This is a genomic window from Mucilaginibacter sediminis (assembly GCF_051903035.1).
Classification (GTDB): Bacteria; Bacteroidota; Bacteroidia; order Sphingobacteriales; family Sphingobacteriaceae; genus Mucilaginibacter.
The window spans coordinates 2,835,662-2,848,316 of the sequence record NZ_CP170602.1; the positions used below are offsets into that span (position 1 = coordinate 2,835,662).

12 protein-coding genes are annotated in these 12,655 nt (G+C 43.6%); 4 read left to right on the forward strand and 8 right to left on the reverse strand.

From position 1 onward, the window contains the following. Positions 1-24: 24 nt before the first annotated feature. The 6 genes from ACFGVS_RS11135 to ACFGVS_RS11160 form a co-directional block, all read right to left on the reverse strand. Positions 25-297, reverse strand: a complete 273-nt coding sequence (locus ACFGVS_RS11135) for an RNA polymerase sigma factor (RefSeq protein WP_274212388.1) — start codon at positions 295-297, stop codon at positions 25-27. 11 nt (positions 298-308) lie between these two features. Next, positions 309-902, reverse strand: a complete 594-nt coding sequence (locus tag ACFGVS_RS11140) for a cupin domain-containing protein (RefSeq protein WP_439698668.1) — start codon at positions 900-902, stop codon at positions 309-311. Positions 903-1,144: 242 nt separating this feature from the next. Next, on the reverse strand, positions 1,145-2,620 hold the full coding sequence (locus ACFGVS_RS11145) for a glycoside hydrolase family 30 protein (RefSeq protein ID WP_439698669.1): 1,476 nt from the start codon (positions 2,618-2,620) through the stop codon (positions 1,145-1,147). Positions 2,621-2,799: 179 nt separating this feature from the next. Further along, the gene (locus ACFGVS_RS11150) at positions 2,800-3,129 is read right to left on the reverse strand and encodes a hypothetical protein (protein ID WP_439698670.1); all 330 of its coding nucleotides are present in this window, start codon (positions 3,127-3,129) and stop codon (positions 2,800-2,802) included. Between the two features lie 116 nt (positions 3,130-3,245). Next, positions 3,246-4,511, reverse strand: coding sequence for a C4-dicarboxylate transporter DctA (dctA, locus tag ACFGVS_RS11155; RefSeq protein WP_439698671.1), 1,266 nt, complete (start codon positions 4,509-4,511; stop codon positions 3,246-3,248). A 130-nt stretch (positions 4,512-4,641) separates the two neighbouring features. Beyond that, positions 4,642-5,433 carry a hypothetical protein gene (locus ACFGVS_RS11160; protein WP_439698672.1) on the reverse strand — a complete coding sequence of 264 codons (792 nt, stop codon included), beginning with the start codon at positions 5,431-5,433 and terminating at the stop codon, positions 4,642-4,644. Between the two features lie 319 nt (positions 5,434-5,752). On the opposite strand from ACFGVS_RS11160, the gene leuS reads away from it, so the two are divergent. Then, positions 5,753-8,554 (forward strand): leucine--tRNA ligase, encoded by a 2,802-nt coding sequence (gene leuS / locus ACFGVS_RS11165; RefSeq protein ID WP_439698673.1) that lies wholly within the window; start codon positions 5,753-5,755, stop codon positions 8,552-8,554. 396 nt (positions 8,555-8,950) lie between these two features. On the opposite strand, the gene ACFGVS_RS11170 is transcribed toward leuS, so the two are convergent. Both ACFGVS_RS11170 and ACFGVS_RS11175 read right to left on the reverse strand, forming a co-directional pair. Continuing rightward, positions 8,951-10,711, reverse strand: a complete 1,761-nt coding sequence (locus tag ACFGVS_RS11170) for a DUF885 domain-containing protein (protein WP_439698674.1) — start codon at positions 10,709-10,711, stop codon at positions 8,951-8,953. 57 nt (positions 10,712-10,768) lie between these two features. Then, positions 10,769-10,990 (reverse strand): hypothetical protein, encoded by a 222-nt coding sequence (locus tag ACFGVS_RS11175; protein ID WP_439698675.1) that lies wholly within the window; start codon positions 10,988-10,990, stop codon positions 10,769-10,771. 184 nt (positions 10,991-11,174) lie between these two features. Between ACFGVS_RS11175 and ACFGVS_RS11180 the strand changes: the two genes are divergently transcribed. From ACFGVS_RS11180 to ACFGVS_RS11190, 3 genes are all read left to right on the forward strand, one after another. Further along, positions 11,175-11,297, forward strand: coding sequence for a hypothetical protein (locus ACFGVS_RS11180; protein ID WP_439698676.1), 123 nt, complete (start codon positions 11,175-11,177; stop codon positions 11,295-11,297). A gap of 91 nt (positions 11,298-11,388) precedes the next feature. After that, positions 11,389-11,577: a hypothetical protein gene (locus ACFGVS_RS11185; protein WP_439698677.1), complete on the forward strand. Its 189-nt coding sequence runs from the start codon at positions 11,389-11,391 to the stop codon at positions 11,575-11,577. A 155-nt stretch (positions 11,578-11,732) separates the two neighbouring features. Next, on the forward strand, positions 11,733-12,470 hold the full coding sequence (locus tag ACFGVS_RS11190; RefSeq protein ID WP_274212378.1) for a hypothetical protein: 738 nt from the start codon (positions 11,733-11,735) through the stop codon (positions 12,468-12,470). Positions 12,471-12,655: the final 185 nt, after the last annotated feature.

Genomic DNA, 12,655 nt, shown 5'->3' on the forward strand with positions numbered 1-12,655 from the left:
GAGATGCGCGGGTAAAACCAAGCTTTAGGTTATTTGTGCCTGCGACGCCCGGTTCCTGGCTATCCCGGCCATCCAGATCAACAGGCGTTTATCCTGTTGGTGATAGGATTGGATGTTTGCCCAAATCTCCAATATGGTATTTGCCAGTATTTCCTCTGCTATTTGCCTGTCGCTGATATGGCAGCAAATGATTTTAAAAAGGGTTGCTGCATAGCTATCATATAAGGCGCCAACACTCGAAGGATCGCGATTCTCCATAGCACCGATGAGTTCTTTTTCTGAAAGAGTTGTTTCCATCAAATTCAAAATCAGGCAAAGCGGTGTTGCAAAATAGCGATAACGTAGGGAGATAGTATCTCTATATCATGATTAACATATAACGGAATTTCCAGGTGATCGCCAGGATTAAGCGTAAATACTTTATCGCCAACGGTACAGGCGCATTGCCCTTTCAGTATAAAAAAGCTCTCAGCTACCTCTTCATGAATCTCTTCGGGCACATTCAGTTTAGTTACTACCAGGGTTTGGGCAATATGCTCATCCTGGCGCAGCAGGTGAGCAAAAAAATCGTCAAAAGGTTCAGCAGGTAAAAGGTGTTCAACTGCGCTAAGCCAGGCAGTATAGCTGGAGTATTCGTCGGTCGCGGGTAAATTTTCTATATCGATGATGTCGCCTGGGAAACCCAATGCTGCCAATATGCTATTCCTGAGCCTTGCGGGAGGAGTAATGGCAACTCGTTCGGCAAGTTTCTCAATCGTATCTTCAATTTTTTCCAACTCCTGCCTAATCATGGGATGTTCTCGGCTTAAAGCCACCACCTCCCCAGCTTTTTCCTCATCAAAAACATTAAAACAATGCTGTTCAAGGCTACCACTGTTAATATAGTCGTTGATATCTATCATAATTGGGGAATCAGGGTATCATGAGTTAATTGATTGCGGTAACCCCGGCCGGTAATCAGGTTCAGGCTAACGTGCAAATATAAAAAAAGTATTATATACCAGTTGCAGCATACTGGTTTAACCTACTCTTTATCAGTGTAAGCCAGCAGTGCCAGCAATGCAGGCGTATTATAAGCCGGCTTTCCACCTTTCAGCCATTGTGCCATCTGCGAAGATCTATTATAAGGCAATCATATCCATTTTCACTTGCTGCCTGCCAATAAAAATGTATTAAACGAATCAGCCTTTAGTAACGGGCTGATTGTTTTATTACCCAGCTTGATATTCACCATTTTGTCGGCATCCCCATCGTTTTGTATAACGATAACTACGCTGTTATCGGGATTTTTAAAGGCCAGCAAATTGTTAAATGTGCCGCTTGCCGTCAACAGCTTTGCGCCGGGCTTAACATAGTGACTCAGGTGCTTAAGCAGGTAATATTCGTAGTTAAACTTATAGGTGCGACCGGTGGTATCTACACTCACCAGCGAGTTTTGCCGCCAGCCCCAGTGGCTGATTCCGCCCTCTTTTAAAGCAATATTCCAATACATGTAGGCGTTTGCGCCGCTGTTAAAATAATGTTTCATTAAATCCCAGGTATAACGGCAGTATTTCCAGTCGTTTTGGCCATCGCCGCATTCCTGCTCGCTTTGGTACAGGGCAAGATTTGGATACCGTTGATGAATACCTGCTATAGCGCCTTTACCAGCCCACTGAAAACCAACGCCTTTGATGTACCTGGCGCTTTCAGGGCTGGTTAGCAGGGTGTCTGTCAGTTTTTCGTTGGCGCGTTCAACCGTTCCGAAAAATAAGTTTACGCCACGTTGTTCCATTTGAGGGCCAAGGTAGCTTACAAATTTGGCCAACCCATGCGCCGTCCAGGTGCAGCTTGGGAATACCTGTGCCGAATTAAACTCGTTTTGTGGCATCACCATGCCTATTTTAACGCCCTGTTGTTTATAGGCATCAACAAATTTGCCAAAGTATTGGGCATAGGTTTTAAAATATTGATCGTCCTGTATAAACATGTCGGTACCTTCTTTACCAACCTGGTCGGGTTTCAGGCCGTTCTCTGCGTTTGAGAAATCCATGCCGGTCAGTTTTATACCACGTTCTTCGTATTTTTTTATCATCTCTTTAGTGGGAATCATGGCGGCAGCATAATGCTTGTTCTTTTTCATCCATTGCGGCGGGCTCCATGGTGATGCCCATAGCTTAAGGGCCGGATTGAATTTTTGGGCATCTTTTATAAACGGCACCAGGGTATGCATATCATGCCCTATGCTAAAATCTTTCAGTTTAAAATCGCCTTCGGTTTCATCGTAGGAGTACCAGTTGAGCGAAAAATCATTGGCACCAACCGGCATCCGGCAAATAGTAAAGCTGGCGCCTACACCGGGAGCAAATAACTCTTTCATAATGGCCTGCCTGTCTTTAACGCTCAGCAATTGCAGCGAGGTGTAACCGAGTTCGTTAAAACATCCCCCAAAACCATTAATGGTTTGCTTTGTACCTGCCGGCAATATTTCGACATCGACAGCATTGCTTTCACCAGCAACAGTTTTCAGATTGCTAACAGCCCAATGATCTGTTTTGGTGGTAGAAACCCATGTTACCTTTTGCGCAATCGATTGCAGACTGATGCCTATAGTTACCAATGACAGGATAGTTTTTTTCATGATGATCTTATTTCTTTGTGTATCAATACCAACTATCGTTTGATAGTCAGCCTGTTTATAAATGGCGTACAATTGAATAGAATCAATTGTGTTTTATTGACACAATGATAATTAAAAATTTCAATTTTAAAAAAAGAAAAAATACATTTTACCGGCAGCTGAAAGCTGCCAGCAGGCTCTTAAGCAGGATTTGGCTTGGCGGTAATTTTCTTCCAGATGGAAAACCCTCCGTAAATAAACATTAAACCAATAAACACATATACCCAAATGGAAATATTGCGGCCTGCAATAATGAGGTAAAGATAGGGCAGGCTAAAACTAAGCGACGCAAGCAGCAACGGAATAAGAATAGGCTTTCTGGCTCTGAAAGTTTTGATCACCCAGCCCAGGAACGAAAAAAAACAGATCTTACTAACTAAATAAAGAATACCGATAAGCAAAGGGTCAACCTCGTGCTTCTCCCCCAAGGCAATAACCCAGTCTTTAAATAGCGTGATATAATCCGTCATATATTGCAAGTTATACATTAACTGGTATATGTGGTGCCTGTCTACTAATTTATATCGTCAAAACCCAGGTTTTTTTATCAAAAGTAAGATCCGGGTCCTAATCAAAAGTTCCCACTTCAGGGGGTTAGGGGATTAAACTCCCCTTCGCTCTTCGCAATCACAATAGTTGCCACCCCATTGCCAATCACATTGGTAATAGCCCGTGCTTCCGACATAAACCTATCCACTCCAATCAAAATAGCCAGCCCCTCCACCGGGATAATTTTAATGGCCGCGAGTGTGCTGCTCAGCACAATAAAACCGCTGCCGGTAACGCCTGCTGCACCTTTGGATGTAATCATGAGAATACCAATAATGGTTAACTGCTGCGCCAGCGACAAAGGCACATTAAAAACCTGCGCTAAAAATATCACACACATAGACAGGTAAATAGTAGTACCATCTAAATTAAAGGAATACCCCGTTGGGATAACCAACCCCACTACCGATTTGGAACAGCCAAACTTTTCCAGCTTTTCCATCATGGCAGGCAGGGCCGATTCGGAAGAAGAGGTGCCTAACACAATCAGTATTTCTTCTTTAATATATTTAAGATATTGCCACAGGCTGAATTTATAAATGCGGCAAATAATATTGAGCACCACAAAAATAAACAGGAACATAGTTAGGTAAACCGATCCCATCAATATAGCCAGCGGCTGCAAGGTTTTTACACCGTACTTGCTAATGGTAAATGCCATCCCCCCGAAAGCGCCCAAAGGAGCAACCTTCATCACTATTTTCATGATATTAAAAAACACTTTAGATAGTTTATCAAACAAACTGATAACCGTTTGCCCGGTTTCGCCCATACGACTCAGACCAACGCCAAACAGGATGGCAAAAAACAAGATCTGCAAAATATCGCCTTTGGCAAAGGCTTCAAATACGTTACCGGGTACTATATGGGCTATAAAATCGCCCCAGTGCATTTCAGATGCTGCTTTTTCATACACGGCCAGTTTACCCGTTGTATCGGTAATGTTATGGTTTTGAAAACCGGCACCCGGTTTAATGATATTGGCAACCGTAACACCTATAATAAGAGCAAAAGAGGTTACTATTTCAAAATAAAGCAAAGCCTTCCCTCCTACCCGGCCAACCTTTTTCATATCGCTCATACCGGCAATACCCAGCACAATGGTAAAAAATATAATAGGCGCGATCAGCATGGTGATCAGGCTGATAAAGGTTTTACTGATCAGTTCGGCGGCGGGAGCGAAACCTTTAAAGTTTAGGCCTACCACTACGCCCAGGGCAATGGCTACAAGCACCTGGAAGGTGAGATTTGAAACGAGGCGAAGCCCCCTAACCCCCTGAAGGGGGAACTTTTTGACTGGCATGAACTATCAGATAGTGTTATATTAAACAAGTATACGATTTTGGAGTTGTAGTTTGTTCAAAACGCCTGTTAACAAAAATCCCCGCTTACCAAATAAAGGCAAACGGGGATTTCATATAAGCGAAGGTTGTTTATAATACCTGGCCTGTTTTAATATTTATCGTGTATTTTTTTCCATTAATGCTAAACTGGGCTTTATGGTTGCCTATAAAGGAAATGGTACCGCTGTAGTTCCAGGTTTTCCCTTCATAGGTACCTTTGGTAGAAAAGGTGGCGTGGCCATCGGTTATATCGGCGTCGGCAGCGCGGTCTATCATTAAGCCGGTAAGTTTAAAGTTGAAAGATGCGGATATAGCTTTTGCTTTCCCGGCCTCGGTATAAGTACCGTTTACATAAGCATTTAAAGTACCATCTAATTGAAGCTTTAAATTGCTTACACCAGGGTTAAGGCTTTTTAAAATGAAATTTTTGCCATATTTTTCGGTGATATTGGCACCGCCGCCAACTAATACCAGGTTTAAACTATCGTTAACCGTGATGCTCGACGGCTTGCTGTTTGTGCATAAAACTTCGTATTTGATTTTTTCCCAAAGGTCGAGTTTCGAAGTATCGCTATCGCCCAGTTTTAGCGAAAAGGCAGTATCAATCTTGAAACCGCAGCCAAAATTGCTGGCAGATTCGATCCTTGCTTTACCTTTTGACTTAAAAACAATATTGGATGGATAATCCAACCCGTCAGAAATGCTGAAACCACCTTGTTCGCCATATAAAGCCTGGCTAAGGTTTGAAGCAATCTCTGTGCTCACCAATGTCGGATCGGCCGTGTTTACAGGAGTGTTATCTTCTTTTAATTTGCTGCAACCAAAATAGGTTAGCACAATAGCCGCTGCGGCAATCAGGGTAAGTTTGTAATTGTGTTTCATGTTTAAGTTTTAAATATTCATTTCAAATTTAACGTTATTACGGCTAATTATAAAATAAGTTGAGTTTTTTTGGGTGCGGGTTTCCGGTTGCCTGGCCCGGGTACATAGGATCAGCTTTCCCGGTTTCGTTTGGGTGTTAAAAATGCGTGCAAGAGAAGAAAGTTCAGATTACAGATTCTGCCATTTCTGGTAACTCCATAATCCGATCCTGGCGACATATGCCATGAGCCCGGCACTTAAAACTGAACTAATCGCCAATAAACTACCATACTAATAGAGATTTTCTTAATTTCGCAACCTCATACGTATAACCAACAAAATGGACTATCAATTTAAAGATATAGAGCAAAAGTGGCAGCAATTTTGGGCCCAGAACAATACGTTTAAAGCCGAAGATAAAAGCGCCAAACCTAAGTATTATGTGCTGGATATGTTCCCCTACCCGTCGGGTGCGGGGCTGCATGTGGGCCATCCGCTGGGATATATTGCATCTGATATTTTTGCACGTTACAAACGCCTTAAAGGTTTTAACGTGTTGCACCCCATGGGTTACGATAGCTTTGGCTTACCGGCCGAGCAATATGCCATACAAACGGGACAGCATCCGGCGGTAACTACCGAAGAAAATATTGCTACCTATCGCCGCCAACTGGATCAGATTGGTTTCTCTTTTGACTGGAGCCGCGAAGTGCGCACCAGTTCGCCCGATTATTATAAATGGACCCAGTGGATTTTTATGCAGCTGTTTAACAGCTGGTATAATAAGGATGCCGACAAAGCCGAAAGCATTGCCAAACTGGTTGAACATTTTGAGCAAAAAGGATCGGCCGGTATTAATGCCATATGCGATGAAGAAATATTGAGTTTTACTGCCGCCGAATGGAAAGCGATGAGCAACCAGGACCAGCAGGCCGAACTATTGAAATACCGCCTTACCTACCTGCGCGAAAGTACCGTAAACTGGTGCCCCGCCCTTGGTACCGTATTGGCCAACGATGAGGTAAAAGACGGCTTCAGCGAGCGCGGCGGCTACCCTGTTGAACAAAAAAAGATGATGCAATGGAGCATGCGCATCACCGCCTATGCCGAAAGATTGTTGCAAGGCTTAGACACCATCGACTGGCCCGAGCCTTTGAAAGAAATGCAACGCAACTGGATAGGCAAAAGCACCGGTGCATCTGTTCGTTTCCCAATAGATAAAACCACTCTCCACTCACAACTCACCACTAACTATATAGAGGTTTTCACCACCCGTGTGGATACCATTTTCGGGGTAACTTTTGTGGTGATAGCGCCCGAGCATGAGTTGGTGGCCAGTTTAACCACACCAGAGCAAAAGGCCGATATCGATGCCTATATAGCGGTAACCAAAAAGAAATCAGAGCTTGACAGGATGGCTGATGCCAAAACGGTATCGGGCGCCTTTACCGGCAGCTACGTTTTAAACCCGCTGAACGGCCAGCAAATCCCTATCTGGATTGCCGATTACGTGCTGGCTGGTTACGGAACAGGCGCGGTTATGGCCGTACCATCCGGTGATCAGCGCGATTATTTATTTGCCAAACATTTTGATTTGCCGATAGTGCAGATTCTTGACACCCAAAAAATAGATGCCGAGGCCGACCCAACTAAAGAAGGCACCTATATCAACTCGGAATTTATGAATGGGTTGGATTATAAAGCGGGTACCGCTGCCGTTATTGCCAAACTGGAAGAGCTTGGTGCCGGCAAGGCCAAAATCAATTTCAGGATGCGCGATGCCATATTTGGCCGCCAGCGCTATTGGGGCGAACCTGTGCCGGTTTACTTTAAAGATGGTTTGCCACATTTAATTGAAGAAAGTCACTTGCCATTGTTATTGCCTGAAGTTGATAAATATTTGCCTACTGAATCAGGCGAACCACCATTGGGCAGGGCTGAAAACTGGAAACATCCTGAAGGGGAATACGAGCTTTCGACCATGCCTGGCTGGGCTGGCAGCAGCTGGTACTGGTACAGGTATATGGATGCAAAAAATGACAATGAATTTGCATCAAGAGAGGCCATTGAATATTGGAAAGATGTTGATTTATACATAGGTGGCAGCGAACACGCTACTGGTCACTTGTTGTATAGCCGTTTCTGGAACAAATTCCTGAAGGATATTGGTAAAGTGGTTGAGGAAGAGCCTTTCAAAAAATTGATTAACCAGGGGATGATACAGGGCCGCAGCAATTTTGTTTACCGTTTGATAGATGAAGAAGGCCGTGGAACCAACACTTTTGTATCCCATGGCTTGATTAAAGAATATAAAACTTCGCCTTTGCATGTTGACGTAAATATTGTAGAGAACGAAGTGATGAACATCAGCAAGTTTAAACAATGGCGGCCGGAATTTGCAGATGCTGAATTTATTTTAGAAAACGGCAAGTATATCTGTGGCGTAGAGGTTGAAAAAATGTCGAAACGTTACTATAATGTTGTTAACCCGGATGACATTGCTCAACGTTACGGTGCCGATACTTTGCGTATGTACGAGATGTTCCTTGGCCCGCTGGAGCAAAGCAAACCATGGAATACCAACGGTATCGAGGGCGTATTTAAATTCCTGCGTAAGTTCTGGAGGTTGTTTCATAACGACGCATGGGAATTTAGCGTATCCGGCGCCGAGCCTTCAAAAGCGGAACTAAAATCGCTGCATAAGATCATTCGCAAGGTTGAGGAAGATATCGAGCGTTTCTCGTTCAATACTTCGGTATCCAGCTTCATGATTGCTGTAAATGAGTTAACCGATTTGAAATGTAACAACCGTGCGATATTGCAGGATATGGTGATCATCCTATCCTCCTACGCGCCACACATTTGTGAGGAGTTATGGACTTTGCTGGGCAACCCGGCCGGTACATTATCTTACGCGCCGTTCCCTAAGTTCAACAGCGCTTATTTAATTGAGGATGATTTTGCTTACCCGATATCCATCAACGGTAAAATGAAAATGAACCTTAATATTCCGTTAAGCCTGGAGATAAAAGAGATAGAAGAAACCGTATTGGCCAACGCAGATGTGCAAAAATACCTCGACGGCAAAGCCCCTAAAAAGGTGATTGTTGTTAAAGGCCGGATTGTGAATATGGTAGTTTAGGCCCCGCAGCCCCCTTTAGATGTGCAGATGTGCAAATTTCAGATGTGCAGATGATGGATTAAAAGAGAATGTTATCGCGGCTTGAGCTACGATGACATTCTCTTTTTTTTTATGTCATCCTGAGTGGTAAAATTTCGCGAAATCCCGAAGGAGAAATAACATACTAAAGAGCGTTGTCATGTTGAGCCAGTCGAAGCATAGCGGGCAAAGGCCTCTCCGCGCGACCCTTCGACAGGCTCAGGGTGACAGGCCTACGCACCTCTAAAAGAAAACATATCATCGGTAGGCACAAAGCAATCGCGAACTATACATATCCACATGAATAGCTCGCGATTGCCGCGCTACGCTCGCAATGACATATTTTTCTATTGCCTTAAGCATTCTGCTTTAAGCCTCTTAAAGCACATCGCCCCAGGTGCTTTTGTCTTTCAGCATAATTTCTCTTAGCATGCCAATTTGCGGCATACCGTGGTCGACTACGGCATCATGGAATTTTTTGAGGGAGAAAGCGGCGCCTTCCTGTTTTTGGTAGTCATCGCGAAGTTTCAGGATCTCCAGTTTGCCAATGGTATAAAACAGGTAGCCCGGATCGAAGGTACCGCGTATGGCTTCCTGCCTCGATGGCTTATCGCCCTGGTACCAGTTGTTCATGAAAAATTTGGTGGCATCATCCACATTCATGCCCTGGGTATGGGTTTTGATAGATACGCATAAGCGGCAAAGCCTCAGCAAGGCATCGCCCGATTGTGCCAGGCGGTATTTGGCTGCCTTTACCGTGTCGCCATTGTGGCCGTAGCCTTCATCGGCCATCATTTTTTCGCAATAGTGGGCCCAGCCTTCCACAAAGGCATAGCTGCCGAAGATCTTTTCAATTTTGGTTGCCGATGATGCATTCAGGTGCAAAAACTGGGTATAATGGCCCGGGTAGGCTTCGTGGATGGTTACATTGTCGGTGGTGTAATAGTCAAACTGTTTTAGCCAGTCTTCTTTTTGCTGGGCTGTCCATTTAGCGTCAACCGGGGTTATATAATAATAGGCCTCGGTGGCGGTAGTTTCAAACGGGCCAGGCGTATCCATTGATGCGGTACCTGTAGCGCGGGCGTATTGCGGTGTTTCCTCCACCTTAACCCGCACCTGCGATGGCATGGTCACGATGTTTTTATCTATCAAAAACTGGCGAATCTGCTCCAGGTTCTTTTTGGCATCCGGGATCAGGCTTTCGGCCGTGGGATGGTCTTTTTGCAGGTCGTGGTATACATCAACCGGTTTTTTACTGGGGTTGATGATCTTGGCCGCGGCATTAAACGAATCCTGTTCTTTTTTTAACTGAGCCAGGCCAATTTCCAATATCCTATCGGGTGTAAGTTTTATCCCTTCACTGTATAACAGCATTTTTTGGTAGCTGGCTGTACCTATGGCGTATTTGTTATTGGCCTTGGGCAATTTTACTTTTTTCAGATAAGCGGCAAAATCATTTACTGCTGCTATAGCAGCCGCGTTAACCTTGTTGAAGGTTTTCATGAGCGTATCGTTCTTCACGTCTTTTAGAGCCACCTTCAAGTCGCCGCCTAAAAAAGCAGCCGAGCCTTCTGCTATCTGTATGGCGGTTTCAACGTACGGCTTCGCCAGGGTATCGTTCAGGTTTAGTTTGGCATCAGCCATCATTTTAGGGGCCTGTTTTTCTATCGCAATGATTGATTTTACCCTATCCTCTATCGGAGCAAAATTGCGCTTTATATAAATACTCACATCAACCGCGCCGGCATAGGTCATGGGATTTTTGGTATAAGTACCCAGGTCTTCAAAAGTCCATAGTTCCTGTTTAATGGCCGAGCGTAAAATGCGGTAATCGTAAAATGTTTTGGGGCTAAAGGATGCCGTATCGGCTGAGTCCAATTTAGCATCAAAATCTTTTAACCGCGCCAGTTCTTTTTCGATAGAGGCCTTACTGATATCGGTAACCTTGCCATCGTATTGGTGATACCCAAGGGCAACGCCATTGGCCGGCCGCCAGGCCAGGTAACCGTCGAGGTAGTCGTCGGCAATTTTTTGGAAGGCGGCATCGCCGGATAACGCATCGCTGTTATTGGCTGCGGCCTTAGGCTTGCAACCTGCAAGGATGCAAAAGGGAATAATCAGTAGGGATAATTTTTTCATGATAGCTGTATTGTAAAAACCTAAGTTAATGGTTTTTGAAAACAATTAACACCCAACTTATATTATAACTATAAAACATACCACTATGAAAAAGAAATTCACCAGCATACTGTTGCTTGCTGCAATGGTTGCCACCTTAGCTACCAGCTGCGCTCCGCCAAGGAACATGCCGCATCCGCCAACGCCGCCAAAACCGGCAGCGCCATAATAAAAAAAGCCTTTAACTGTAAAAAGTTGAAGGCTTTTTTGCAGTGCAAACGCATCTAATTGGGTTAACATAACTTAACACATTTCAGATAAAATATCTATAAATATTTAATAATCAATATTTTACATTTTATCATGGTTAACACTAAACTGATAGAAGAAAAAGCTATTTGGTCAGGCCATCGCAACCTATAAAAAAGGTATATCGAACGCGCCCGATAAAAAATCGGATGCCAAAGGCGAACTAGCTTTTAACATGGCAACCTGCTACAAAAACACAGGCAAGCTGGCCGATTATAAAACCTGGATGCTGAAAGCCAAAGAGTTTGCCCTGCCCGAATCGCCCTATTACCAGCAGATCATCGATGCGGGTTTTTAATAAAATGCCACCCCGGTTAATCCTTTTCAAAAACAAATCGTCATATATATGTACGTTGTTTAATTAACAGGTACCATTAAAATTAAACACCATGAAAAAGAGATTTGTTGCATTTGCACTATTAATATCAGCAGTAGTAATATCGGTATCATCGGGTTGTGTGGTACGCGATGGATACGGAAGAGGGTACCATCATGACAGGTACCGCTACCGCGATCATGACGACCACGGACGTGGCCACGACCATGATTACAACCAGGGTGGTTATAACCATTACTAATAAAAAGAATTTGTTTTGAGTGATTGTTTGTGAGTGATTGATAGCAAGGCGGTGAGTAATCACCGCTTTGTTTGTTTATTTTTGTGGATGGGGGATAACGCCCCCATGTTTCAATTAAAATACAATATAATTATAAATCCGCATTTTGCCTGTAAATGAACTATTCAACAATCACCTCTTCAGATATGCTTACTGGTTTTTTACTACATGAACAAATTAAGTACTCCATAAATCAGATTTATCCAGTTGGATTGAATAAGAATACTATCGAGTATAAGCAGCACCCTAAAATAGTGCTTTTGATGCAGAATTTTGAGAATAGAACAAATAACCATAAACAGTATTATCAGCCGTGGATAATTTTTTTAAAAAAGTTACGCGCTAAGTCAAAAAAAAGTATCCGCAACTGTAGTGGGCCTTTCGATACATGTTTCAGCGGTGAATTGATTTTAGAAGAGTATGAAGACATGACCTTTCGGAGGGTTAAGAGGCTGTTTTTTTCGGTTAGTCAGGTTGCAGATTTTTTTACTGTTTACGGAATGGATGAGACTTTTATCAAAGACAAGGAAATGCCCTCGGAACCTGGCTATCGCTCAATAAATGTTATTACCGAATCACCCTATAGCGAATTCAAAATCGAATTTAATTATCTGCAGACTGCAATAGCCGAGCAATACCCTGGATACAAATTCGTTCCGATAAGAGTGTCGTTAGATTTAGTAAAAGGGTTACAAACTCCGTATAGCTACACGGACCAATGTAGCATTCACAGTGCTTTGTTTGATGCGTCATTTGAACTAAATCCGGTGAGATTTTTCAGGGGAGAAAAATATTATGGAAGTGGTATTACCAACATTAGCGTCAGCCTGCCACCTCCACCACCAATAGGTTAGACATTATTAGCAGTGGCGACCATTCTATATGTGCAAGAAAGGTTTCTACCCGAGTTAGAGCCTTAAATTGTGTAAAGTTTGTCATCTGACTATTTACTATTTTTTTTCCCAAGCCCGCAATAGCGATGGACGTGGATACCGGCCAATGTGGCTAAGGCCGGTGCAGTATGAACAAACAGCGCGGG